Annotated in this window: 19 protein-coding genes and 3 pseudogenes; all 22 read right to left on the reverse strand. The window is 54.8% G+C overall.

Annotation, left to right across the window (positions count from 1 at the left end; translation table 11 throughout):
- Window positions 1-8 precede the first annotated feature (8 nt).
- Window positions 9-285, reverse strand: a pseudogene (locus BFV65_RS23410) (YciI family protein).
- 116 nt (window positions 286-401) lie between these two features.
- A complete protein-coding gene (locus BFV65_RS11980; RefSeq protein ID WP_038416218.1) occupies window positions 402-767 on the reverse strand; it encodes a hypothetical protein in 366 nt (121 codons plus the stop codon).
- A 16-nt stretch (window positions 768-783) separates the two neighbouring features.
- Complete coding sequence (locus BFV65_RS11985; protein WP_023300298.1) at window positions 784-1,164, reverse strand: hypothetical protein; 381 nt, start codon at window positions 1,162-1,164, stop codon at window positions 784-786.
- Window positions 1,165-1,340: 176 nt separating this feature from the next.
- Window positions 1,341-1,745: a hypothetical protein gene (locus BFV65_RS11990; protein WP_069596687.1), complete on the reverse strand. Its 405-nt coding sequence runs from the start codon at window positions 1,743-1,745 to the stop codon at window positions 1,341-1,343.
- 371 nt (window positions 1,746-2,116) lie between these two features.
- Window positions 2,117-2,971 (reverse strand): annotated as a pseudogene (locus tag BFV65_RS11995) (RHS repeat domain-containing protein); the annotation flags it as partial.
- Between the two features lie 331 nt (window positions 2,972-3,302).
- Window positions 3,303-3,500 carry a hypothetical protein gene (locus BFV65_RS12005; RefSeq protein WP_023300305.1) on the reverse strand — a complete coding sequence of 66 codons (198 nt, stop codon included), beginning with the start codon at window positions 3,498-3,500 and terminating at the stop codon, window positions 3,303-3,305.
- Between the two features lie 14 nt (window positions 3,501-3,514).
- Window positions 3,515-5,080 (reverse strand): annotated as a pseudogene (locus BFV65_RS23415) (RHS repeat domain-containing protein); the annotation flags it as partial.
- Window positions 5,081-5,376: 296 nt separating this feature from the next.
- Window positions 5,377-5,895 (reverse strand): hypothetical protein, encoded by a 519-nt coding sequence (locus BFV65_RS12015; protein WP_063148493.1) that lies wholly within the window; start codon window positions 5,893-5,895, stop codon window positions 5,377-5,379.
- A 284-nt stretch (window positions 5,896-6,179) separates the two neighbouring features.
- Complete coding sequence (locus tag BFV65_RS12020) at window positions 6,180-6,386, reverse strand: hypothetical protein (protein ID WP_022648388.1); 207 nt, start codon at window positions 6,384-6,386, stop codon at window positions 6,180-6,182.
- 5 nt (window positions 6,387-6,391) lie between these two features.
- Window positions 6,392-10,825, reverse strand: a complete 4,434-nt coding sequence (locus BFV65_RS12025; protein ID WP_069596690.1) for an RHS repeat-associated core domain-containing protein — start codon at window positions 10,823-10,825, stop codon at window positions 6,392-6,394.
- 3 nt (window positions 10,826-10,828) lie between these two features.
- Entirely contained in the window at window positions 10,829-11,269 is a 441-nt protein-coding gene (locus BFV65_RS12030; RefSeq protein ID WP_022648394.1) for a DcrB-related protein, read from the reverse strand.
- A gap of 206 nt (window positions 11,270-11,475) precedes the next feature.
- Window positions 11,476-11,982: a hypothetical protein gene (locus BFV65_RS12035; protein ID WP_227746611.1), complete on the reverse strand. Its 507-nt coding sequence runs from the start codon at window positions 11,980-11,982 to the stop codon at window positions 11,476-11,478.
- A 1-nt stretch (window position 11,983) separates the two neighbouring features.
- Window positions 11,984-14,566, reverse strand: a complete 2,583-nt coding sequence (locus BFV65_RS12040; RefSeq protein ID WP_069596691.1) for a type VI secretion system Vgr family protein — start codon at window positions 14,564-14,566, stop codon at window positions 11,984-11,986.
- An 84-nt stretch (window positions 14,567-14,650) separates the two neighbouring features.
- Entirely contained in the window at window positions 14,651-15,067 is a 417-nt protein-coding gene (locus tag BFV65_RS12045) for a hypothetical protein (protein WP_227022502.1), read from the reverse strand.
- Window positions 15,068-15,119: 52 nt separating this feature from the next.
- Entirely contained in the window at window positions 15,120-15,881 is a 762-nt protein-coding gene (locus BFV65_RS12050) for an ankyrin repeat domain-containing protein (protein WP_023300316.1), read from the reverse strand.
- On the reverse strand, window positions 15,878-17,344 hold the full coding sequence (locus tag BFV65_RS12055) for a Tle-like phospholipase domain-containing protein (protein ID WP_069596692.1): 1,467 nt from the start codon (window positions 17,342-17,344) through the stop codon (window positions 15,878-15,880). The genes BFV65_RS12050 and BFV65_RS12055 overlap by 4 nt, the downstream gene beginning before the upstream one ends.
- Before the next feature lie 25 nt (window positions 17,345-17,369).
- A complete protein-coding gene (locus tag BFV65_RS12060) occupies window positions 17,370-18,803 on the reverse strand; it encodes a serine/threonine protein kinase (protein ID WP_069596693.1) in 1,434 nt (477 codons plus the stop codon).
- A gap of 24 nt (window positions 18,804-18,827) precedes the next feature.
- Window positions 18,828-21,443, reverse strand: coding sequence for a type VI secretion system ATPase TssH (tssH, locus tag BFV65_RS12065; protein ID WP_045621071.1), 2,616 nt, complete (start codon window positions 21,441-21,443; stop codon window positions 18,828-18,830).
- Window positions 21,444-21,481: 38 nt separating this feature from the next.
- Window positions 21,482-22,525, reverse strand: coding sequence for a type VI secretion system baseplate subunit TssG (gene tssG / locus BFV65_RS12070; protein WP_022648402.1), 1,044 nt, complete (start codon window positions 22,523-22,525; stop codon window positions 21,482-21,484).
- Window positions 22,522-24,393: a type VI secretion system baseplate subunit TssF gene (tssF, locus tag BFV65_RS12075; protein ID WP_063146339.1), complete on the reverse strand. Its 1,872-nt coding sequence runs from the start codon at window positions 24,391-24,393 to the stop codon at window positions 22,522-22,524. The genes tssG and tssF overlap by 4 nt, the downstream gene beginning before the upstream one ends.
- A 2-nt stretch (window positions 24,394-24,395) precedes the next feature.
- Complete coding sequence (tssE, locus tag BFV65_RS12080) at window positions 24,396-24,959, reverse strand: type VI secretion system baseplate subunit TssE (RefSeq protein WP_015570336.1); 564 nt, start codon at window positions 24,957-24,959, stop codon at window positions 24,396-24,398.
- On the reverse strand, window positions 24,952-25,764 hold the full coding sequence (locus tag BFV65_RS12085; RefSeq protein WP_069596694.1) for a type VI secretion system accessory protein TagJ: 813 nt from the start codon (window positions 25,762-25,764) through the stop codon (window positions 24,952-24,954). Before BFV65_RS12085 ends, tssE begins: the two co-directional genes overlap by 8 nt.
- Window positions 25,765-25,772: the final 8 nt, after the last annotated feature.

Here is a 25,772-nt window from a genome sequence, read left to right on the forward strand (position 1 = left end):
TTGCGGGGTTAAAACACATTTTCTAATAGTTCTGTTTTCATACTGGGTTCAAAGAGAATGATGTCGGCAGTCGCAAGCTTTAATGCCTGAAAAGGAACCTCACGCAAGCGTTCTTCGAGAGAGACCAGACTCTCACATTTAGCGAGTATGACTCCACCGGTTCTTGGGCTCCGTCTACCCAATGCCAGAAATATCCCCTCTGAATAACCTTTTAAGCCACTCCACATGAGCAGGTATCACTGCGTCAATCTCTTCGAGTGGTTTGATATAGGTTAAAATGACAATCTAAACCGTGCTCATCCTTTGCCTCTTAACTCTGTTTTTTAAACTGCTTGTTGGTACTGCTGTACAGTCCCTCTTTTGCCAACAGTTATTGTTATCGTTTTTTGGCGCTTTTGATGTTAATACGCAGGGCCCAATTGAGACAAAGCATTATGCTTCATATCCCAGGAATAAAACCAGTCATGCCAGCCGTTTTCCTTTTCCGCATAGCTACAGACCACAACCACTTGCTTTGACAGGTTGAAAGTTAAGTAACAGAAAGCTGCGCCTTCAGGAGGTGCTGACCAAAATAGTTTTTCGCCCTGCGGATTGAAGATGGTCAAAACGGTTGATAGTGGCTTTGGCTCGCTTAACGCAAAGACTAACTGACGTGTTGAGTCGACCAGTGCATAGTCTAAAAATGGCATACTAACCAGTATGTTACTTTCACCACACGCCCATTGAAGCAGGTCATTTTCTTTAATACAAATGAGATTTTCAATCATTGGTAAACCTCAACTTTTAAAGTTTGATCTGTTTCAAATCACCTTCAAAAAGCCCCACAAGATATACCCGATATCGGGCTGGCTGCACTTCTTTATACGTTAATACAGCAGAAAACTCTTTCAAACACTTTGAACAAATGTTTTTCGAAGCGTCTAATTGGCTTTCATCGTAGTTATATTTATTATATTCACTAACAAGCTTCACGCATCTCATTTTCTTAACCAAAAAGCATTTTACCTCTTCAGAGAGCGTGTCAAACTCATATGAGTTTACTATGGAATAGACTATTACGCCTTCGCATTCAGGGCATGCTATTTCTGCGCCATAATTTATAAAGTCATTATCTATACCATCCAGGACCAATAACTTCCTCTTCAGCTGATTAGTTATTTTCATTTTTCATCAAAACCTTAATTAAAACGCAACAAATCAGAATTAATTATAGATATAATGAATAGAGGTGATGTTTTAATTGGATAGATAATTCAAAGATGAACGCGAGCACAAATACATGCCAGAATGCTATGCATGCACACGCCGGGGAAATTGTATGCAATCAAAATTAAAACTGACTAATCATCTTCTATATCAGGGGGTGGTGTCGTAATACCAAGTATTTCTCGGCCAAATCGAATTTCCTCTGCAGTTTTCTTTTTAAGTTTAAGGATAATAACACCCAGTAAAGTATTATTATTTTCATCTAAATAAATCTTGAACGAGTACAACTTACTTCGGATATTAATTACGAATACATTTTCCTTTTCAAAATTTTCAAGGGCAATGATTAAATCATCAAGACCATTAACTTTCAACCCTGTAAATTTAGTATTTTCTTTATGCGCTTTCATTATTCTCAATTCATTTTGAGTACTACTTATAAATGATGCACATTGAAGATTATTCTTTTCATTTAGATAAGAACGAAACTCATCCGGTATTTTTTCTCGTGCATACTCAATAAGTTTATCATTTATCATGGTAGGAATACCTCCACATCGCCACTTCGAATTCCTTTAAGTAAGATTTCGCGTTCCATCCATTCATCAAAAGAATACTCCCACGACCAAGAATCGCCAGGCTTAGGAGCACCAACTTTGACTCTCAATATGACCCCATCAGGCCCTGCGAAGCCTCTAGCTACATCTGGACTATCTGTCCACGAAGTATAGGGGCTGATGCTGGATACCCCTCCGAAGTTATGTTGCTCCGGAGTTATTGATGAATGAACATCCCCAGGAATTACCTTACCATTAAGTGCATTTTCCCATTCGGGATGGTCTTTATGTATACCCCTGTAATTATATTGCCCAGGTTCCGCATCAGGTAGATGTTTATCGGGCTTACAAGGCGACAACCCCCACGGATCCACCCACCCCAGCGCATTCGGCGCATACTGGTAAAGATTTATCCCCCCCGCCAGCCCTATCGGGTCCTGCTGCGTAAACCGTCCGCAGTCCGGGTCGTAATACCGGAACAGATTGTAGTGCAGCCCTGTCTCGCGATCCAGGTATTGCCCCTGCATACGCAGGTTCTGGGAATATCCTGATATCTGCGTCTCGCTTTCCCGCAGCAGTTTGCCCCAGGCGCTGTTAACGCCTTCCCAGCGCACCTGCCCTTCGCTATCCGTCATCCGCTCCGGCGTGCCGTTGGGCTGACAGTGGAACCAGAAGATTTCCGGGGCATCAACGCCGTCAATACGTGCCAGCGGATCGTAGCTGTCCTGATCGCTGTAGACGTAGGTCAGCGGCTCATCCCCGTGCACTTCCTGCAACAGCCGGAACCCTTCCCAGACAAACCGGGTGGTGACCGGCCTGCCGGTTGGCTGGCCGCCCAGCATCTGGCGGCGCGTTTTGCTGATGCGTCGCCCGAGCGGATCGTAGCGGAAGCTGACCTCCGTCTGCGGTCTGTTGCGGTCCCGTGGCTGGCTGATGACCTCCGTCAGGCGGTGCTCGCCGTCGTAGCGGTAGTGCCAGCGGGTCTGTCCGTTATCCTTCTCCATGGTGCGTTCGTGGACGTCATAGCGCCAGCGAATGCCGTTCAGCTGCGTCAGGCGGTTGTGCGTGACCTTCTCAGCAGAGCCTTCGTGCGGGTTACCGGTAGTATCCCAGCGGTGCAACCAAGAGCACTGAGAATTACCGGTAACTATATCCCGGCGATGCAGGCGGCCAAGACGGTCATATTCGCTGCGGGTAGACAGCCCCCCTGCGTGCGCCTAGAGCAAGGGCTTATACGTGCTCAAGCTATAATGTATAAGGACTCCACGCCGACAAGGATAAGCAAGGCACGAAAGTAGCGGACAAGATGGTTGTGGAAGGGGAAAATTACTTCTTACAGATTTCTATGAGATAATTTTTTATTTAACTTTTAATCGCTTTGAACAAAAAACGCCCCCCATGCGTGTTTTTAGTTCTCTATTATAATTGGCTAAAGTTAACTTTTACAAAGAACCTCATTGAGCGACTTATTTTGGTTTGTAGTAAAAAACCATCCTTATTACTGATCGACAGGTAATTATTAAAAATGAGGCCAATAATTTAGCTTTTCTTTTTTTCAATGGCTATTAAAACCTCATAAGCATCCTTTTCACTCATTTGAACTTTTTTGGCCTCATCAATGCTCAATTCTTCTTCCTCTTCTTTCATAACTATCCCCCCTGAATAAAACCTAATAAAAAAACGCCCTTCTCTTTCGATAAGGATTACTCCATAATTATTAAATATTATTTTATCCATTGCGCCTCCTTTTTTTAATTTTTCAACGGTGTGATCTTTAATTGATTTAGCGGAGTAGGATCTATGGCCGCCTCTGGGATACCACCTGAAGTATATCCTCCCGGCAACCAAAATTCATTTGCTCCTCGTTCATTTCCTGTTGGCATTCTTAAACCTGTCGGATTATTAATATCAACTCTTAAAGGAGCGTCTCCGAGATCACCTGCATTTAACCCTAACAATCTTTCAAGCTTTGGAATGTTCCCACCCGAACGTCTAATTAAGTCATCAGCAACGGTCCTTGGCATAACAAAGTGGCCTCCTGGAGGACCTAAATGACTAAATTCAGGATTAATACCCCAAACGAACTTAGTAACCCCTCCCTTGAATAGTTCTAAATGCCTACTAATTTTTCCTGCATCGAGGTATGTCGCCGGATTAGGGAAATCTGGCTTTGAAATTCCATGAGTAGCTCGGTAGGCCCGTGCAGCATGACCTCTTGTAGCAAAAGCACCTCGAGTTTTGCTCTGGAAATCATTCCAGCTATTTCTGCACGATAACCCCCACGGATCCACCCATCCCAGCGCATTCGGCGCATACTGGTAAAGATTTATCCCCCCCGCCAGCCCTATCGGGTCCTGCTGCGTAAACCGTCCGCAGTCCGGGTCGTAATACCGGAACAGATTGTAGTGCAGCCCTGTCTCGCGGTCCAGGTATTGCCCCTGCATGCGCAGGTTCTGGGAATATCCTGATACCTGCGTTTCGCTTTCCCGCAGCAGTTTGCCCCAGGCGCTGTTCACCCCTTCCCAGCGCACCTGCCCTTCGCTATCCGTCATCCGCTCCGGTGTGCCGTTGGGCTGACAGTGGAACCAGAAGATTTCCGGGGCATCAACGCCGTCAATTCGTGCCAGCGGATCGTAGCTGTCCTGATCGCTGTAGACGTAGGTCAGCGGCTCATCCCCGTGCACTTCCTGCAACAGCCGGAACCCTTCCCAGACAAACCGGGTGGTGACCGGTTTGCCGGTTGGCTGGCCGCCCAGCATCTGGCGGCGCGTTTTGCTGATGCGTCGCCCGAGAGGATCGTAGCGGAAGCTGACCTCCGTCTGCGGTCTGTTGCGGTCCCGTGGCTGGCTGATGACCTCCGTCAGGCGGTGCTCGCCGTCGTAGCGGTAGTGCCAGCGGGTCTGGCCATTATCCTTCTCCACGGTGCGGCCATGGATGTCATAACGCCAGCGAATACCGTTGAGCTGCGTCAGACGGTTGTGCGTGACTTTCTCAGCAGCCCCCTCAAGCGGGTTACCGGCCGCATCCCAGCGCCACTGCTCCTGACCGGGCAGCGTGCCGTCCTGAACGAGCAGGCGCCCTGCGCTGTCGTACTGCCAGCGGTACCAGCTGAACGGGTTATCGTCCCGCTCTTCGCGGACAAGATTATTGCGATAGTCGTAATCCCAGCGGCGGGACCAGCGGCGCGGCGACGGGCGCTGGGCATTGCCGGTAAAAACGTCCCGGCGATGCAGTCGGCCAAGGCGGTCGTATTCGCTGCGGGTGGTCAGCAGCCTCTGGGTGCGGCTGGTCTCACGGTGGAGTTCGTCGCGGGTATACTGACAGCTTATTGAGGGTAGGATTCAGCAAGGAGCGTAAGAGGCAGCCCGAATATGAGCTGAAGGTAAAAATTACATCGTTAAAGATGGCGACGTGATGAGCTTCTTGTTTAACGTTTGATTTGTTTTGAATGAAAAAAATCCACGCTTTGGCATGGATTTTTTTCGATTTTCACCCTGAGCGTTGAAGATGGTCAAAACAGTTGGCAACGGCTTTGTCTCGCTTAACACAAACACTAATTGGCGTGTTGAATCGATCATTGCATTATCTCAAAATGGTATGCTGAAAATATATTTTATCCTTTAGCGATCAAAACGCTTCTATGATCAGTTTCATTTTTTATCCAGAACATTTCATCTTGAGGTAACGATCCATTACTGCAAAAATCAACAAGTTCACCGTGCCAACCATCAGGCACATATTCTTGATAATGCATACTCTCAACATATTCCGAATATAATTTTTTATTATCAAAGTCTATAAATAAATCCGGCATAAGTTCATATATATCCCACCAAGTTGTTTTTTGCGAAAGCCTATTATAAAACTCCTCAGCTATGTCATCCTTTTCGTATGAATAACCATCTTTAATTAAATCATCAATGAATATCTGCGCGTTTCCCTCATTTACTACTGGTATGTCATATCTTTCCTTATGGATATCCTGAAGGTTTATTTCCACCCCACTTTTCACAAAATCCTCTACCCATTTAACTCTGTCGAAGACCCACATTTCCTTGAACGCAACGAACCAATAAAATCTTCCTTCATACTTAACTATCACAAGGAGTTCGTCATCTTTATTGATATTCATATAGTAACCTATCTTACATTCCCGGAGCCTGGAATCGCTACTTCTTCAAGCCATTCTGGCCATATTGATGGTAATTCATGCGACCTACCTGGCGTAGTCGGATCCACGCGTTTAGGAGCTAATCCCCCTTGATTTAACGGATTAGTACGATAACCTGCCTGAGGTATTGCACTTTCTTCAATGAAATCCGCCATCCATTTAGGTACTTTAAAGAGACAACTTCAGCATTTCCACCTCTAATATCAAGGAAATGCTGAGCATGTGAGCTATCTCCAATATATCTGTCAACAAAAATAAAAGTAAATATCCCGTATTAAATCTCCATCAACTTCATCGACAGTTCTGGTTTTGATTTTATTAAAGTCAGCTAAAATACCTTTCACTGGCACAGTAGACTTTGATATATCATCATAAAATGCTTTTTGTTGACTTTCCGGAACATATTTTTTTATTAAAAAAACAAGATTCTTTCGTAACTCTTCATCTGTCATCACTTTTACTCCGGAATTATAGTAACACGTTCAAAAATAACAGGGTAATTTCGTTCGATTGGTAGCAACTGTAATGCCCCACCTTTACCATACTCAGGATATGCACTGGTGAAAAGCTCATATCCAGGCCCTCGACCACCATTGGCAAGAGGTACTTGCACTTGAGGTACTCCATTTTTATACAGTTGTAATGTATCAAACTCACCTAATAAACGTGCATCACTCCATGAATCAGGATTACCTTTCTCATAAAAAATTTGATAGGCGTCCCTGGCTTCATTTGCAGATTTATATTTCGTATACCCAAAATAACTTAACGGGGCTGATTTATTTTCTATTGTCTGTGGAGCATATTTGCTATCCATATAACGATATGCTGTAGAAGGCATAGTCGAACTAGGGCCACTTGGACCAACATAGAAATCAGGTTTTGTTTTACCACTACACTCACGGCTCAACCCCCACGGATCCACCCATCCCAGCGCATTCGGCGCATACTGGTAAAGATTTATCCCCCCCGCCAGCCCTATCGGGTCCTGCTGCGTAAACCGTCCGCAGTCCGGGTCGTAATACCGGAACAGATTGTAGTGCAGCCCTGTCTCGCGGTCCAGGTATTGCCCCTGCATGCGCAGGTTCTGGGAATATCCTGATACCTGCGTTTCGCTTTCCCGCAGCAGTTTGCCCCAGGCGCTGTTCACCCCTTCCCAGCGCACCTGCCCTTCGATATCCGTCATCCGCTCCGGTGTGCCGTTGGGCTGACAGTGGAACCAGAAGATTTCCGGGGCATCAACGCCGTCAATACGTGCCAGCGGATCGTAGCTGTCCTGATCGCTGTAGACGTAGGTCAGCGGCTCATCCCCGTGCACTTCCTGCAACAGCCGGAACCCTTCCCAGACAAACCGGGTGGTGACCGGCCTGCCGGTTGGCTGGCCGCCCAGCATCTGGCGGCGCGTTTTGCTGATGCGTCGCCCGAGAGGATCGTAGCGGAAGCTGACCTCCGTCTGCGGTCTGTTGCGGTCCCGTGGCTGGCTGATGACCTCCGTCAGGCGGTGCTCGCCGTCGTAGCGGTAGTGCCAGCGGGTCTGGCCATTATCCTTCTCCACGGTGCGGCCATGGATGTCATAACGCCAGCGAATACCGTTGAGCTGCGTCAGACGGTTGTGCGTGACTTTCTCAGCAGCCCCCTCAAGCGGGTTACCGGCCGCATCCCAGCGCCACTGCTCCTGACCGGGCAGCGTGCCGTCCTGAACGAGCAGGCGCCCTGCGCTGTCGTACTGCCAGCGGTACCAGCTGAACGGGTTATCGTCCCGCTCTTCGCGGACAAGATTATTGCGATAGTCGTAATCCCAGCGGCGGGACCAGCGGCGCGGCGACGGGCGCTGGGCATTGCCGGTAAAAACGTCCCGGCGATGCAGTCGGCCAAGGCGGTCGTATTCGCTGCGGGTGGTCAGCAGCCCCTGCGTACGGCTGGTTTCACGATGGAGTTCGTCGCGGGTAAAGTCGGAGACCGACAGCTTATCAAGGGCAATGCTGAGCAGATGCCCGCTACCGTAATAGAATTGTTTCAGCTCCCGGCCATCCGGCAGCGTAACGGAGGTGCGGTTGCCAAGGGCGTCATACTGCCACGCCAGCTCGCCGTGTTCGCCCGTTTCGCGCGTGACGCGTCCAAGCGCGTCATACTCAAACACAAGCTCCTGCTCGGCTTCGGCGCTCCAGGCATCGGCTGAAAGCGCAGGATGCAGTCCAATCCGGCTCAGAAGGCCGGACGGGGTGTAATGGTAGCGGGTCTGCCATTCCGGCGTGGTGCGGGCGACCAGCTGGCCGCTCGCGCTCCAGGCGAAGGCATGGGTAATGGCCTCCGGATGTCCGGCGGCAAAGGTGCGCGCTATCGTACGCCCGCAGGCGTCGTAGCGATACTGCGAGGCCACGCCATCCAGCCCCACCTCTTCCAGCAGCAGCGAGTCCGCACCCCAGCGGAACTGATACGCTTCGCCGTTTTCGTTTTCCAGGGCAATCAGACGCCCGCGGCTGTCCCAGCGGCGACGCACCTCTTCACCCTGCGTATTACGGGTGGCGGTTAAGCGTCCTGCCTCGTCGTATCTGAACTCGCTCTCTTTCCCGTCGGCGCCCGCATGCTTCACCGGCAGGCCACGCGCGTTCCATTTGAGCGACTCGGTCCAGCCTTCCGGGCGGTCGAGCTGCACCGGACGCCCCGCGGCGTCGTAGCGGTAACGCGTCTCTTCGCCGTCGGCGCTTATCTCAGCCACCAGCCAGCCCAGCGGATGATAACGGTATTGTGTCACACGGCCCGAACAGTCCGTAACACGCACCATCTGCCCGGCCTCGTTGTACTCCTGGTAGCGGCTGTTGCCGGCGGCATCAACTTCTTCCACGACCTGACCAAACTCGTCCCGACGAAGCAGCGTGGTCTGCCCCATCGGATCCACCACGCACTTCAGCCCGTGATGTTCGTCATACAGGAAACGGGTGGCGCTACCGTCGGCTTCGATGATGGAGGCCGGAAGCGCACGGTGCTCCAGCCAGGTGGTGGCGCGTGTATTGCCGTCGGCGTCGATCTCCTGCACCCGGTTGCCCATGTCGTCATAGACGAAGGTAACGGCATGACCGAGCGGATCGATGCGGCGCGTGAGGAGTTCGTTGTCATCCCACTCGTAGCGCCAGTTCTCACCGCGCTCGTCAACGTAGCGAACAATCAGGTTCTGCGCGTTCCAGTAATGCTTTCGCGTCTGGCCGTCGTAGTGAACGACGGTCGTCAGCCCGGCGGCTAAATCGTAGCTAAAGCGACAGCCGTCGCCGGTGCTGGTGCGGTTTTCCACCACGCGCCAGTGGTCGAATTTTTGCCAGCGGTATTCACTCTCCAGACCGCCCGGCAGACGGTGCCAGACCATCAGGCCATCATCGTTATAACGGTATTCACGGGTTACCACGCCGGAGGCATCCGTTGCGCTGGCCAGTTGGCCGCGCACGTCGTACCCCCACTGCATCATCGGCCATGTCTGGTTGCCGTCAAAATGGCTCGCCGAGGTAACGCGCTGCGGGAAACGTTCATTTTCATAACGCAGGGTGACATCGATCGCCCGCGGCTCATCGTGCAGACCGACCAGCCGCCCGTGTTCATCCCATTCTGTCAGCAACGCGTTGCCGTACTCGTCGCTGAGGGAGGCCAGGCGCAGGATGGCTGGGTTAGCGCGGGTCGGTTTATACAGACGCCACACCGCGCCGTCATCGTCGGCAATCGCCACGTCGCCGCTCTCATTGCGGCGGATGATAATGCCTTCGCTGATGCTGTAAAACGCGCGGTCGACCGGCGGCAGTTCAAAGCTCAGCTCGCGCCCGGTTTCATCGAACCAGGTGGCGTTGTTTTCTTCCAGCGTCAGATAGCTGTCAAAGGTGGTAGCCCAGCCCAGACCAAACAGCCCTTCGCGGGTGGTCAGGCTGTTGTAGCTGCGTTGCCAGCGTAGCGGAAAGCGCCCCGGCAGCGAGAAATCGAGTTCGTCGTCGTCATTCAGCACCTTCACGCCGGTAGCGGCGTGAACCGGGTGCGAGGAGCCGAACACGGCGTTGACGGCCATATCAGCCAGCATCCCGCCACCGGCAGCAGCCAGCGCGCAGGGCATGTTTTTCAGGATCTTGCCCGGACGCCCGCGCAGCAGGGAGAGCGCAATCATCCCCAGCGCCAGGCCCGGCGTTTTGCCGCTTTTAATATCGCGAACTGTGAGGGTGTCGCCGCCGATGATCACGTTCGGGGAGACGTCGTCGGAAACGGTGCCTTCGCAGGTGGTGCGATCTTTTGCACGCACCGCGGGCTGCCCGTTGATAAAAACGCTTTTCGAGCCTTCCGCCAGATACTGCGGCCCGGAGTGTTTCTCGCACGCCACCTTGTCTTCTTCCAGCGGCGAGGTCCCGGCAGCGGCAGAGGCCACGCTCGGCTGCCACATTTCGCTGCCGAACTGTCCGGCAGCGGCAAGCAGCATGCCCGCGTAGTCGGCAAAGCTGCCCGGAGACTGCGGCTCAGGGGAAGGAGTATCGGCAGGCGTCAAGGTCCCGGCTGCGCGTGCAGCGGGGATCGCATTGGTAAGAACGTTGCTGGAACCGGTAGTGATCTTACCCGCAGGCGACGGCGGGAAAAGCGCGTTGCCCAGCCCTTCAGCGGCGTTGCTGATATCGTCGGTGATCCCCGCAACGTTCGCCAGGACACCCCCAATAATGCCGCTCAGCAGACAGCTGGATCCGATCGCCGCCACGCCTGCGGCTGCCGCCCCGGCTCCCAGCAGTGGCGCCGCCACGGTAGCTGCTGCCCCCACCGCCGCGCCAATCACCGCATAGGCGGCACCTTCCGCCACAATGCTGGTTATATCAGCAAAAATGCTGGAGTGAATAATCTCGTCGCCCTTACGGGCCGCGTTGTTATCGCTCATGCCTTACACATTCCGGTTGTCGTTTAGCGTCAGACTTTGCTTCAGTGCGCTCCAGCGCGCCTCGTCCTCTTCCGTAAAGGCTTTTAAGGCCGAGAGGGTAAAAATCATCAGTACCGGTTTGCCCGGCGTCTGCACGGCCAGCTGTTTTTGCCACAGGCGCTGGCCGTTACGGTCAAAGGTGGTCTCAACTTCCAGTCCGCTAATGTTTCCGTCTGGCCCGGCTTTTACGTGCTGAAATTCGCTCTGGGCGATCTCCCCCATCTGAGGGCGCAGGACTTCCCACTGACGGTGGAACTCTTGTTCGTAATCGCTACCATCCGGGATGACGCCGCGGCTGACCACTACAGATAACCCGCTTTCGTCATCGCGAATAATGTTCATGCTGTTATCCTGCCAGGCAGCAGGGAAAAGGGAAAACGAACCTTCCTGGAGGGTGTATTTCATAAGTGAACTCGGGATGATATTAGAAAAATAAGATTAAAAGCGCTAAAGTTTATACAGCCAATATTAATTACTGCTTAGCGACTCAGAGGGACAAGATCATTACAACGTTAGCACTTTCTTTTTTTCCGCAAAAACTTTAGGGGCAGCGATATTATTGGCCGTTTGATAATTATCTTCTTTCACAGCCCGTAAAGTTGCCTCGCAACTTAATGTTCGTAGCGTGACATAACTACCCTGCTCAGGCATTCCTGATTCAGAACTGGAAAGCTAAATGCCCATGCCAGCCCGCGTTCATCGGTAGGAGTGCGATATCCAACTGATTGTCCCGGCGTGTTTCCGCGAGGGATATTAGACAATTTCAGATCTGGAAAATGAGATTTGACTTGTTCAAGAGTAATACATGGTTGATTAATTACGAAAGAAACCAAAGATACGCTGTTATCGCCATTTCCCCATAAACGAACATCCACATCGCTGATCCGTGTGCCATCAGTTAACGTAAAGGGAGCTGAAGTATAACGGTCTTCTTTCTCCTGTGTATTATTAATCAGCGGTTGGTTAAACAGTTTACTGACATCCTCAACTTGTTTACCCCACACTGATTTCATTTCTTTGATCATTTGCCACAACGAATCTTGATTCATTTTATTATGCCCTGCATAGGTAAATGCTGAAAATAGTGGAAGAACAATGAGGAATGTAGCTTTAATCATCCTACTTTCCATAGAATCCTCCATAGTAATCATTATAATTTAAATTAGTCCCTGAGGCTATTTCGCCTTTACCATACACTTTTCCTATTGCTTTGGCTGCATCAATGCGAGATAACTCACCGCTCACCATTTTATCATATGCAGAATTATATGCTTTTAAGTTTTCGGCACTTCCCGCTATATCAATATCAATACCGCCGTTTGCAAGGATCTCGCGTTGTATTTTAATGTTATTCAGCGTTGCTCCACCTTCATCCATAAGCTGACTGTTGATGAAGTTTTCCTTACTCGAAGAATCTACCGCAACAGGATAAGTTGCATGCCCTGCCTCATGTGCCAGAGTTTGCACAGTTGTGGCTGTATCCTCCATGTGTTCAGGGTCCATGACAATCAATTTGTTATTTGTATCAGCGTAACTCCCCCCTCCTGCGGCTCCCGGCTGAATAGCCCACCCTTTATCTTTTAGATCTTTTAATTGTGTCTGAAGCGTTGGTGACTTATTGATTTCCTTAACTACATCTTCACTGAAGGGCATCACATCAGAGTTGTAGGAATTATTTTGATAAACGTAACTCCCTTTTAATGGTGGAGCTGCTGCAAATTTTGTTGTTGGTTTTGGTCTGGATGCTGCTGGCGCTGAAACCGCGGGAGCCGGATTCTTAGCACTTTTATTTGGAGAAAACTTCTCCTGCACCGCCGCATCAATATCCCCTTTATGCCCCGATCCCGGTGCCGTTGTGCCCGGCTTGGTTCCCGAGGTATTCAGGTGCAGCTTACCACCCGTGGTGATATAACCATCCCCTTCCACGAAAAAGTTAAACTCTTTGCCAATCAGGTTAATCTTGCCGTTAGCGTTAAGCTCAATAGCACTCTCACCCGAGACCAGCCGCAGCTTCGTCCCGGAAGCAATGACATACTGCTCTACCGCTGCATCCAGCTTGCCTTTGCCCGTCAGGATCTCGGTTCCGCCTTTCACGGCCTGGATCTGGTTCGCTTCAACACGATGCAGCTCATTTTTCTTCACGTAATGGCTGCGCGCGCCGCCAACGCTGTGCGTTTCATCATTCTTGACGCTGGTGTCCATGTTGCGCTCGGCCTGGATCCACACCTGCTCTGCGCCCGCCTTGTCCTCAAAGCGCAGGGCGTTGGCGTTGTCCACGGAACCGTCTTTCGTGCGGCTCATAAAGCCCATCTGCGTCGCGGCAGCCGGCAGCGCCCACGGCGGCATGCTGGCTTCGTTATACACGCGGCCGGTGATAATCGGTCGGTCCGGGTCGCCGTTGATAAAGTCCACCACCACCTCGTCGCCGACGCGCGGGATCTGCACCCCGCCGTAGCCCTGGCCCGCCCATGCGCTGGAGACACGCACCCAGCAGGAGCTGGTGTCATCGCCCTTCGCCAGACGGTCCCAGTGGAACTTCACCTTCACGCGGCCATATTTGTCCGTCCAGATACTCTCCCCCTGCGGCCCCACGACTTTCGCCGTCTGCGGGCCGTAGGTCCGCGGCCACGCCGTGCTCTGCGCCGGACGGTACGACACCGCCGCCGGGATAACGGTGAAATCGGTGCGGTGAATGGTTTCCCCCTCGCCGCTCGCGTAGCGGTTCTCCTCGAAGTGATACCCGGCCGCCGTCACCAGATACTCACCGTTATCGCTGAAGAATGGCGCGTTGGTCAGGGTAAAGATGTGGCCCGGCGCAATGCCCGCCGCCGTGGCCGTCGCCTGAATCTGCTGATGCTCCACCTGCCAGCGCTCCTGACGGATACGGGCGTAGAACTCCGCATGGCCTGTCTCCACAAAGCGGCCCGGCCAGTCGTACACGTCGATGCTGCCCGGTTTCGGTGACGCCGGGTTCTGCTGCGCCTGGAACAGCCACGCGTTCGGCTTGCGGAAGTCGTAGTCGTCGAGGCTGTAAATCCCCGGCGTCACGCTGTCCTCCAGCGCCCACTGGCTGATGCCCTCTTCATCCGTACTGCCGCCGGACGGCGTCTGGTGGTAAGGAATGACCTCATAGCCGCTGAACGGCTGATGCTGCGTCGCGGCGTCGGTCAGTACCAGGGTGTGCTTGTCCGCCTCGTGGCTGAAGTAGTACGCCATCCCCTCCAGCTCCATCAGGCGGCTGATGAAGTCCAGGCTCGACTCCTGATACTGCACGCAGTAGTCCCACACCCGGTAGCTGCCGGTGAGTTTGTCTTCAAGGTTAACCTGATGCTCACCCAGCAGGGTTTTCACAATCTGTGGTACCGTCTGGCCCTGGAAAATCCGCAGGTTACGGTCGCGCTTCATCGGCCACAGGTCCGGCTCCACCGTCAGCTGGTAGACCGCATAGCGGGTGCCCGTCAGCTCCACGGCACTCACCGCCACGCGCGTCACCTTACCGTTGATAAAGCGGGGAGTAAGCAGGCTCTGCGTGGGGATGGTCACTGTGACCGGCTGACCGAGCAGCCTGCTGCGGTCAATGCGCGCATCCGTGCCGAGCAGAGTCAGCGTCAGCGCGTACGACTCGGACATCGCCTCGCGGCCGGAGAGTTTCCAGAAAAGCAGCCCCTCAACCGGGAGCTGAACGGTAATTCGGTTGAGCATAATCTTTATTCCGTAATGGTTTATGCTGAGAATATTTTTAACGCAAGGTTTTTTTAAACGTGAATGTTCTGGTTGTTGGCCGTCTTACTCTTTAACCGGGGGCCTTTCCCCTTCATATTTATAAATCCACAGGGAATAGATTTTCAGAAACTCTGACAAAAAGAACAAAAAGCCATTTAGCCAGACATTCATCACGCCCGTGAAACTTAACACCAGGGGAAAAAGGGAAACTGAGTAGCGAAATCCAACCAGACGCAGTATTTCCTGGTAGAGCGCCAGTCTTCTCGCGTATAAATTCCGGGCGAAGAAGCACCATGCTGAGGCAATAAAAGAGAGCAACAACAAGAAATCGAGAATAAAGAAAAGAATAACCAAAGCGCTATACCCACCAGCAGACAGCGTGTTCACAACCGTACTGAAGGCGTGTATATCGGAAATAAAAGGGATCCTGTCATGTCGCACGGACTGGGCACAATAGAGCACAATGGCCAGGGCATCCATGCATCCCCAGAAAACGAAAACCTTATCTCTGGCGTTCATGACAGTTGAGCAATCACTTAACCGGCGCGGGTGGCCATTCGCCCCCCTTCTGGATGAGCTTCTCTTTTATTTCGTTTAATTTCTCGTATTGCTCACTGCCTCGGTCAAGTCCATTCAGCGCGTCCGCGAGCGCATTGCTCATCGACCAGCCATTTTTGGCCTTAATTGACGGATCCGCTCCCCGATCGAGCAGCAACAAGACATGATCGTAAGCCTGGTTATCCAGCGCATCAAACACCAGCGTTTTACCCAGTGAGTTGGTTGAGTTGACGTCAGCACCGCGATCGAGCATGGCTTCCAGCGTCTCTGTATTTTTCGCTTTAAGCGACTGGAAGACGATCGGTTCGTGGAAAACCTTATCTTTCACGTTGGGTGAGAGGCCACCGTCCAACATCGCGTCGATCCAGTCTGCACTGTCTCCCTTTAGGGCAAATTCAGCAGGACTGCTTTTTCCCTGCGGTCGAGGCTGGAGCGGATCTGCGCCATCCTTAACTAGCAACGTAATCACCTTTAAATGGCTCGACGTTTTTTTATCATTAATTGCGTTGCCAAGGGCCCAGAAAAGCAGGGTCATATCCTGCTTTCCTGGTTGATTAAGGTCGCTGTCTGGCGCAAGCGTCTTCACCGCATCGACGTCGCCTTCCTCAATCGCTTTCGCCAGTTCAAGCTGCTGGCCGCTGAAGTAGTCCTGTGGATTAAGGTCCATATCCTGCTTACACCCCTGAATCATGAATAAAAAACATAACGCGACAAAAGCCATCAACCCTTTTTTCACAATCGACTCCCGATTATCGAAATATCCTCATCCTTCTGTTGCTCTATGCAATCAATCGCTTGATTAATTCCGTGGCGGTCCAGCGCGCTTCCGGTTCCACCGGGAAGATCATGGGATATTCCGGCAGCATTAGGGCTCAGCGCAGAGATTTCCTCTTTGAGGATCCACGAAGGGACATGCCCTTTCATCGTTTTCAGATCTTCCCAGGGGTTAACTTCCTGAATCTTCGTCAGCAGTTCACCTTCAACCCGATACGCCTGGATATTATCCGTACTGCCTAATATCTTACCGCCGTATTTTTCTACGGTTCCGGCATTGAGGCCGGCGGCGTTAAACGTCCACCCCGCTTTCCCGCTGCCCATAGAGGTTGCAGAGGCGAGACCACCGCCAAGGGAATGACCGGCAATATCAATATTCTGCCCTGACCTTGCCAGCTCCTTACTGATACTCACGGCCTTTTTATAATAATCTGAAGCCATACCCATGCCCTGTGAGAAGTTATTCGACCAGTCAGCCCCGTTTACCACCGGCGCCAGTTCCCCTTTGGTCAGTAGAGAGGAGACATTCTCAGACAGAGAGGCGAAACCAGGCTCGCGCGATCCCCTGAATACCAGCGTGGGGTTCATATCTGCACCAAACACTTCCGGCTTCGGTTGATAGACGCGCGCCAGAAAATTGGGGGACGTATCATCGTCAAAGAGCATGGATTTGTTCAGCCCGAACTTTCCTAACAGCGCATCGTCATTACTGATATCTGTCCATCCCTCCGGCACGCCCGGTGTGGTTTCCAGCGGGTTCACGGTCTTATAAATATTTTCCGCAAGCTTCGCTTTTTCCACCGCGATATTATTCGCCGCCAGACGTTTCGCGGCGATCTGGGCATCCGGATAAAGGCTATTGCTCCCCTTCGCAATCAGATCCTTACGCGCCTGCCAGCGTTCTGCTTTGGTCATATTCTGAAGCTGCCCGGCATAGGTTTTACCGTCCTTGCCGGGAGTAGGTTCATCCGGCACCTGTGCCGTTTTAGATTTCACTACCTGTTTTGGCAGTACCGTTGGCGCAGGGCGAGATCCGTACGTTCTCACCATGGTTTCGTAGCGGTCAACAATCGTACTCACCGGATACCAGCCCAGGCCGACCAGCGAGGCAGCCTGGAGTTGCCCTTTGGCGTTGATATAAAAAATTTCCGTTACTGATGACCAGTCACGAAAACTTTCGTCAATGGCAACCACTCTGCCCATCTCTAAATCCTGCGCGATCAGCGTGCGGGTATCGCGCCCGGACTGATAAGGATTCGCACCGGTGATCGTGCGCAGCAGATCGTAGCGCGTGAAGAACGAGCGCAGCGAATGGTCGGGAACCGACATAATCCACTGTCCGGCAACGGACGGGCGGATTATTTTCGCAAACAGCGCTGGCGAGACGTTCTCGTGGAACAGATAGACAAACTTGATGTTATACATTCGCTCCGTCCTGTTACCCGCAGGCTTACGGATTCACCAGCCAGGTGCCTGGCTTCGCAATATTCAGCGTCTGGGTACGCGTTCTTCCATTGCCTTCCAGTTCAATGCGGGTCTCGCCTGCAGGCAGTTTCAGCGATGCGTAACCGTTATTCCCCGGACGCAGCGCTTTCGGCTCGCCGTTCACCTTCAGCGTCTCGCCATCAAGCATGCGGATATAGACCAGCGCGACCGGGCTGGCGTCGACAGGCGACGCACTCTGCTGCGCCGTAGCAGGTGGCGCTACCGGCTCGCTCACGTCGGCCGTTGCTGGTCTGGTTTCCGCTGCGGCGGAGGTTTCAGCCGGAGGGCTCACGGCAGGGGTTTGCGCCGTCTGCGCTGGCGTTTCCTGGCTGCCGCCGCCGAACAGCATCGCACCGGCAACCACCCCAACCAGCACGCCCGCGGCCACCAGCCCCGGAAGCTTGTAACGTCGCCAGTCCAGCGCGGAAGCAGATGTCTCCTCTTCCACCGGCACCAGCATCGTGCCGGTCTTCTTCGCGGTCAGCACCTCGTCGATACCGGCGACGGGCATCTCGATCAGCGCCGCGAACTCCTCGATAGATTGCGGACGGTCTTCCATATGCAGCGCCAGCGCCTTGTCGATGGCCTGAAGCAGCGGAATGGAATACCCCTGCGGCATCAGTTCCACCAGTGGTTTGCAGGTGTCCTGAATCGAACGCACCACGCTGACCGGTGGCGGAGAGCCGACGATGAGGGTGCGCAATACGGCGCCGAGCGCGTAGATATCCGTCCACGGCCCCTGCTCGCTTTCATTGTCGTCGGTATACTGCTCGATAGGCGCAAAACCCGGACGCAGCATGGTTTCCGTCTCATCCGAGAGATTACCGATGGTGCGGCGCGCCGATCCGAAATCAAGCAGCACCGGCAGACCGTTATCCTGAATCTGAATGTTATCCAGCGAGATGTCGCGGTGCAGGTAGCCCTCATCGTGGATCGTTTTGATGGCGCCGAAGAGCATTGGCAGCATGCGGCGGATCCACGCCTCGTTAATCAGCTCCGGTTTCTCTTCGCGCAGACGCGACAGCGTGGTGCCACTGTAAAACAGCGTCCCCATATAGGCCGTGTCGTTTTGCACCCAGAAGCGCAGCACGTGCAGCAGGTTCGGGTGGTTAAAGCGCGCCAGCAGGCGGGCTTCCTGGATGAAGCTGTTCAGACCGGCAGAAAACGCTTTGCCGAAGCGCTCGCTGCGCAGCACCAGCGTCATATCCTCGCCGCGCACGGCGAGGGAGGAAGGCATAAACTCTTTGATAGCGATAGTGCGTTCGAGCTGGTGATCCCAGGCGCGATAGACGATGCCGAATCCGCCGCCGCCAATCACCTCTTTTATCTCAAACTCATTGAAACGGTACCCGACCGGGAGCGCGTTTGGGACAGTCCGATTGTTATCATTATCCGTCATCTTTTACAGTTCTCTTGATGATTATTACGCGGCAAACTGACAATGGAACTCGCCCTGCTCGCAGGTGACATGCAGACGTCGGTACTGCTCGTCGCTGCGGCTGGCGGTAAGTAAAATCTGGCTCATCTGAGGCAGCAACGTATTGGTCAGAATCGCATCCACCATACGCCCGCCCGACTCAACCTCGGTACAGCGCTGAACAATCTGTTCGACCACGCTGTCGTCAAATTCAGAAATAATATTGTGATTCTCTTCCAGACGACGCTGAATGCGCCTGAGCTGAAGACGCACAATCTGCCCCAGCATCTCGTCGCTCAGAGGGTAATACGGCACCACCAGCAGGCGGCCCAGCAGCGCAGGTGGGAACACCTCCAGTAGCGGCTGGCGCAGGGCGCCGCTTAACGCATCAGGATCCGGCATCAGTTCCGGGTCGGCGCACATGGCTGCGATCAGCTCGGTACCGACATTAGAGGTCAGAATAATAATGGTGTTACGGAAATCAATGTGACGCCCTTCGCCGTCCTCCATCCAGCCCTTGTCGAAGACCTGGAAGAAGATCTCGTGCACGTCCGGGTGCGCTTTTTCAATTTCGTCCAGCAGCACCACGCTGTAGGGACGGCGGCGCACGGCCTCGGTTAAGACGCCGCCTTCACCATAGCCCACATAGCCCGGAGGCGCACCTTTTAACGTCGAAACGGTGTGCGCTTCCTGGAATTCACTCATGTTGATGGTAATGACGTTCTGCTCGCCGCCGTAAAGCGACTCCGCCAGCGCCAGCGCGGTTTCGGTTTTGCCCACGCCGGACGGCCCGCAGAGCATAAATACGCCGACCGGTTTGTTCGGATCGTCAAGCTTCGCCCGCGAGGTTTTTACCCGACGGGCAATCAGATCCAGACCGTGACGCTGACCAATAACCCGCTGGTTCAGCGTATCAGCCAGGTTCAGCACCGCGTCGATCTCATTTTTCACCATCCGGCCCAGCGGGATCCCGGTCCAGTCCGAAACCACCGCAGCCACCACGTTTTCATCGACCGCGGCAAACAGCAGCGGTTCGTCACCCTGTAAGGTCTTCAGCGCCTGCTGCTGTTCTGCCAGCTGGCCGCGCAGTTCAGCCGTATCCTCATCACTCGCCGCAAACAGTGCGGCACGCAGACGGATAATTTCCTGCACCCGCGTGCGCTCTTCTTCCCAGCGACGAGCCAGGGCCTCGCGTTGGGTTTCGAACGCGTCACGTTCGGCGCTTAATGTCGCCACGCGCGCCGGATCGCCCGCCCCCACGCGCGCTTCACGTTCGGCAATCTCCAGCTCCACGTCCAGGGCCGCCAGATGACGCAGGCAGTCTTCCAGCTGGGCAGGCGGCGCGCTCTGGCTGACGGCCACGCGCGCGCAGGCGGTATCCAGCAGCGCCACCGCTTTATCCGGCAGCTGACGCGCAGGAATATAGCGATGCGACAGTTTCACCGCCGCGCTGACCGCTTCGTCGAGGAGTAAAACCTGATGATGAGTTTCCAGCGGCGACACGGTGCTGCGCAGCATCAATACAGCTTTCGCTTCATCCGGCTCGTGAACCTGTACGGTCTGGAAACGGCGGGTCAGCGCCGGATCTTTCTCAATGTATTTTTTGTATTCCGCCCAGGTGGTCGCGCCGATGGTGCGCAGTTGCCCACGCGCCAGGGCAGGCTTGAGCAGGTTAGCGGCATCGCCGGTGCCCTGCTGGCCGCCAGCGCCAATCAGGGTGTGGATCTCATCGATAAACAGAATAATCGGCGTGGCGCTGGACTGCACCTCGTTAATCAGCGCCTGGAGGCGCGCCTCAAATTCCCCTTTCATGCCCGCTCCGGCCTGAAGCATGCCGATATCCAGCAGCCACAGCTGAACGTTTTGCAGCGGCTCAGGCACGTCGCCGTCAGCGATACGCAGCGCCAGCCCTTCCACCACTGCCGTTTTCCCGACGCCAGCTTCCCCGGTCAGCAGGGGGTTGTTCTGGCGACGACGCATCAGAATATCGACCATCTGGCGGATCTCTTCATCGCGCCCCACCACCGGGTCAATTTTCCCATCCCGGGCGCGCGCCGTCAGATCCTGACCATACTGCGCCAGCGTGCCCTGCGCAGCCGGTACTGCCCCGGCAGCTGCGTCCGCAGCGGCGGCGGCCTGCTGGCTCTCTTTGCTGCTGGCGCAAATAGCGTCGAACTGCTCGATCAGCACCTCGACGTTAAGACGGGTGAACTGCGCCGAAATACTTTTCAGCACGTTAGCCAGATTCCACGTTTTCAGTATGCCGATCAACAAATGGCCGCCGCGGATGCGGCTGACGCCAAACTTCAGCGAGCCGTAGACCCATGCGCGCTCGACGGCGCTGTCGATATGCTCGGAAAGATCAGAGACGGAACTCGCGCCACGCGGCAGGGCATCCAGCGCCGCCACGATATCGCGCGTCAGCTGCTGTTCATCAAGGGCGAAGTGACGGATGACCTGTTGCAGATCGCCATCCTGCTGCTGCATCAGCTGATGCAGCCAGTGCACCAGCTCAACGTACGGGTTGCCGCGCAGCTTACAGAAGGCAGTCGCGCTTTCCAGAGAGGTAAATAACAGCGTATCCAGTTTGCCGAAAAGCACGGCACGGCTAATTTCTGACATGTTAGTTTCCATTAACAATGATTCGGTATACGGAAGGATTATCGCTCTGCGCGATACACCAGATCGCCACGCGGAACAGGCTGAGGCTGAAGGCCCAGCCAGGTGTTGTACCCTAATCGCCCGGCGCTGCCGAGCGTGGTGCCCTGCACCGCATCGGCGCGCAGGATCACCCGTGTTTCCCATTCAAATTCCACCCCGGCGTACTGTCGCACCCAGTCGCGCAGCTCGGTGACCCACCCTTCACCCGGCAGAAAACGGTTGTATTCGTCTGCGCTCAACGGGCCAATCTCAAGACGAAATTTATGCTGCACGTCGCGTACCGCAATGCCGAGAAAAGCGGACTCCCCCATGCGCGGCAGGCGACGCCCCTCACCCAGCTGTGCCTGCTCCCGCGTTGAGAGCGGCATCCACTGCGGTACATTGGCCACCAACCTGACCGGAATGTTGAAATAGTTGCGCAGGATCTTCTCCAGCCCTTCCGGGTCCCGCCCATGGCGGGTCAGGTGACCGGCGTGAGTAAAGCGGGCATGCGGGCTCAGGCTGCCTTTCGACATCTGGCCGGGCTGACCCATGCCAATCAGCGATGCAAGATACCCTTCGAAGCGCCTGTTGTCGTCGCGATCCAGTGAAACGGCAGGCTGCGCGTCCGCCCAGGCGCGGTAAAACAGCAGCGTCAGGCGGTGGTGAAAGAGGTCGGCAAACGCGCTGAGGCTGTGATCCTGATGATGATGAATACGCTCGCGGGCATACTCGGTCATGTGCACCGGCAGTGGGCCGTTAGGACCAAACAGGCCGAAGCTCAGAATGGAAACCTCATGCAGTCCGTTCTCTTCCCGCTGCCGGACCTCGGCAACCGTTGACGGCGCAAACCCCATTGAAGGCTGCTGACCAATACGCAGCGGCTCAAATTTAGGCAGCGGCGCGCGCCCCAGCGGGTAACGTTCTCCGCCCTGGGCATCAATACGTCTTAACAGCTGAAACAGATCGTAGCGCCACGGCGTCTCGCGCACTCCGCGCCAGAACGCATCGGGCAGCGGCGTCAGGCGATGCACGCGCAGCGTTGCAGGGGCAACTTCACTCATACCAGCGCCCTTTTACCCATGCGCGGCGCCCAGTAGCCAATTTCGCCGCGCTGCTGGCTCTTGAGCGTGAACTCCGTAAAGCTGTTGATGGAGACCAGGCGGGCAAAAAGGCGTTCCAGCACGCTGCCGAAAAGCCACGGGCTGGCACCGGAAAAGGCGCGTTCGTCCACCGTCAGGGTGATGCCGATCCCGCGGGCGAACACCACCGGGCCGGGTTCCGGCACGCGGCGGTGCACCGGCTCCAGCACGCAGTGACGAACGCCATCCACCTGACGGGCAACCGGCGTCTCGGCGAGGTTAGCGTACAGCCCTAACAGCTGACGCAGCGCGGCAGCGCCCTCTTCGTTTTCGCTGTCCATCAGGCTGAGGTAGTTCATTTGCAGCTGGCTGATGAGCCGCCAGGTACTGAACCCTTCCGCCAGCGCCGGACGCGGCGGCGTCGGGCCTTTACGCAGGGTTAACGCCTTCACCGGCATGGAGTCGGCCATAATAAACTGCCCAAGCTCCTGCTGGAGCATCAGCGGCAGGTCGCGGCTGGTACACAGCACCTCGGCGGAAATGTAGCGCAAATTCTCCTGCCACGGCGCGTGCTGCGCATCCACCAGCGAGACGAAGACCTCCGAGCCGATATAGCCCGTACGGGTGCCGTAGCGCAGCGCGTGTTCAGAGAGGACGCGCTGTTCACGGCGCAGGGAAAAATAGGCGCCGTAGTTGCCCGCGTCTCCGCTCCAGGTACTCCAGAACGGACGAAACGTCTGGTCGTCCCGCTGACCATCCGCACTGGCATAGATTTTTTTCACAGCATAAATTTCATAATCCAGCGGGCGGATGTTATCGACCACCAGATGGTATTCATGCTGGCTTTCGCTCAGCTTCTGCCGGGCCGCCACTTTCGGGAACAGGTTGATCACCGGCGTACAGTGCAGCGCCATGTGGCTGGCTTCCACCACGCGCTCCAGCTGATCGTCGCTCTTGTCGAGCAGAACGAAGATATCAAACGCTTTTTCGTCTTCGCAGCGCTGGATCAGCTTGCCCAGCCCGCTCAGGCTGATGAAGCGAAAACGCGCCGGGAACGCAAAGTACTCCTGCAACAGGCGATAGCCGTCGAAGTTACGCAGATCGTCCGGGAGCAGCGCCTGATCCGCATCAAAGCCTTCCTGACGCAGGGCGTCAGACGACAGCAGCTGGCGCTGGGGCTGCTTGCTGACCGTCTGGCAGACAATACCCGCGTGGTGCTCCATCACCAGCTCCAGCAGCTTCAGCGCCTCGATGTCCGGGCCGCTTAAGAAGAACTCCAGGCGGTCAAAATCCAGGTGCCCAAGATGCTGCGGGCCATCGCAGGCAATGCGGATCCGTAAGGCGCTGCTGATCCCCCGCTGGCTCAGGCCGAGCTGGGCCAGCGGCAGATCGGCGGGAACGCCGCCCAGCTCGATCCGCTCAATTTTTAACGGCAGCAGGTTGACCTCGTGCGCCGTGGTATAGCTGCACGTAACGCCGGTTTTTTTCAGCGCCAGGCTGTCCATCATGGTGCCGCGCGGCACAATAAAGCCTTTGCTCAGGTCGCCCCGGCTGCTGTCGGGCTGAATTTCAGCGATCGCCATCGACGGCGTAGGCGCCAGATAATTTGGCGCAATCATCTCCAGCATACGCTGTGAAAAGCGTGGAAATTCGGCGTCCATTTTCATCTGCACGCGGGAGGTCAGGAAGGCGAAACCTTCCATCAGGCGCTCGATGTACGGATCCGCCACTTCGATGCCGCGCATGCCGAGCCGCCCCGCCACTTTTGGGTAGCGTTCGGCGAACTCCGCGCCCATCTCGCGCAGATAGGCCAGTTCACGGTTGTAATATTCGAGCAGTTTGCTTTCCATAATTACCCCGCATCCTTCAGTTCAAAATGGCCGTTCTCAAGATCGACGTCGGTGCGAAAGAGAAACTCCAGCGGATACGGTACGCACCACAGGCGGCCTTTGATTTCGATAGACAGCACGTTGTGCAGATCTAATGAGGAGGTATCGGACACGCAGCGAACCTGAAGCCCCTGCGGCAGGATCCGCGGTTCAAAGTTAATAATCGCTTCGGTGAGCTTGCGCTGAATGTCGTGCCATTCGATATCGGACATTCTTTTCCCCGCCAGCGGCGCCACGCCAAAGTTAACGACAGAACGGCTCACCTGCGTCAGACCACTCAGATCGCTGGAGGCATCGTGGTTAATGGTGTTAAACAACCACTGTAAATCCCGCAGGACGTTACGACGCAGCGCGGCGTGGGTAATCAGATTACTGTTGGCGGACTCGCGTTTTTTTTCCGGATCGTTATCCGTCAGGCGATCCAGCAGTGACGGCTGCATTTTGTCGCGCGCCCCCACTTTCTCCTGCCTGCTGCGGGCCTGCCAGCCGCTGCGCAGCAGATCGCCTTCGCCAGCGGGATTACTCATCCGCGCCATCCGCGGCGAACGTCACCAGGCTCAGGGTGAGCAGCGGGCTTTCGCTTTGCTCGCTCAGCCAGGCTTTCTGCCCCATGCCTTCATACAGGGTGCCGTCATCGTCGAGTGGAAGCCACTCGGTGGTGCGCCCCAGCTTAACGCTGTCTGGCGCTCCGTCAGCAAACGGATAACGCGCCGGGATCTGACACACCTGCTCGGTGCCGTCCGTGAGGCGGACCAGCGCATGACGCCACACCAGATCGGTCACGCTGGCCGGAGCCTGAAAACGGATCGTGTCGATGGCGCAGAACGGCACCCAGAAATAACGGCCATTGACCAGAGTTTCACACACCGGCCCCAGACGGGCATCGCCGTCCATCAGCCATTCAAAGGTGTGGCTCTCTTCATTCTCCAGCGTGACCTGCCCGCAGCTTGCCGGGGCCTGTTCGAGTGCCGCCAGGCGCAGCGTTTGCGCATGCCCTGCGCTTTCGGTCAGCGCCTGGGCTAACATGGTCAGCCACGGCCACTGCGCCTCGGGCATTGCCGGTCGTACCTCTCCCGCGAACACGCGCGCCCGCTGCTGTTCACCCTGAATGGCCTGCTCCAGCAGCGTCACGGTTGGTTTTGCCTGCGGCTTCAGCGCCAGCCAGCTTTTCAGCTGGGTCAGGGCGCGCGCCCAGTTGCCGCTGAGGATCAGAAACTGCACAAACGCAGCGCGCAGATCGGCATCCGCCGGACGAGCTTTGATTTCGGCTTCCAGGCGAAGCAGCGCGTCGCTAATCGACTCACCCGCCAGACGTTGATAAAGCGTATTCATAGCCCCTC

The sequence above is a fragment of the Enterobacter hormaechei subsp. hoffmannii genome (genome assembly GCF_001729745.1).
Taxonomy (GTDB): domain Bacteria; phylum Pseudomonadota; class Gammaproteobacteria; order Enterobacterales; family Enterobacteriaceae; genus Enterobacter; species Enterobacter intestinihominis.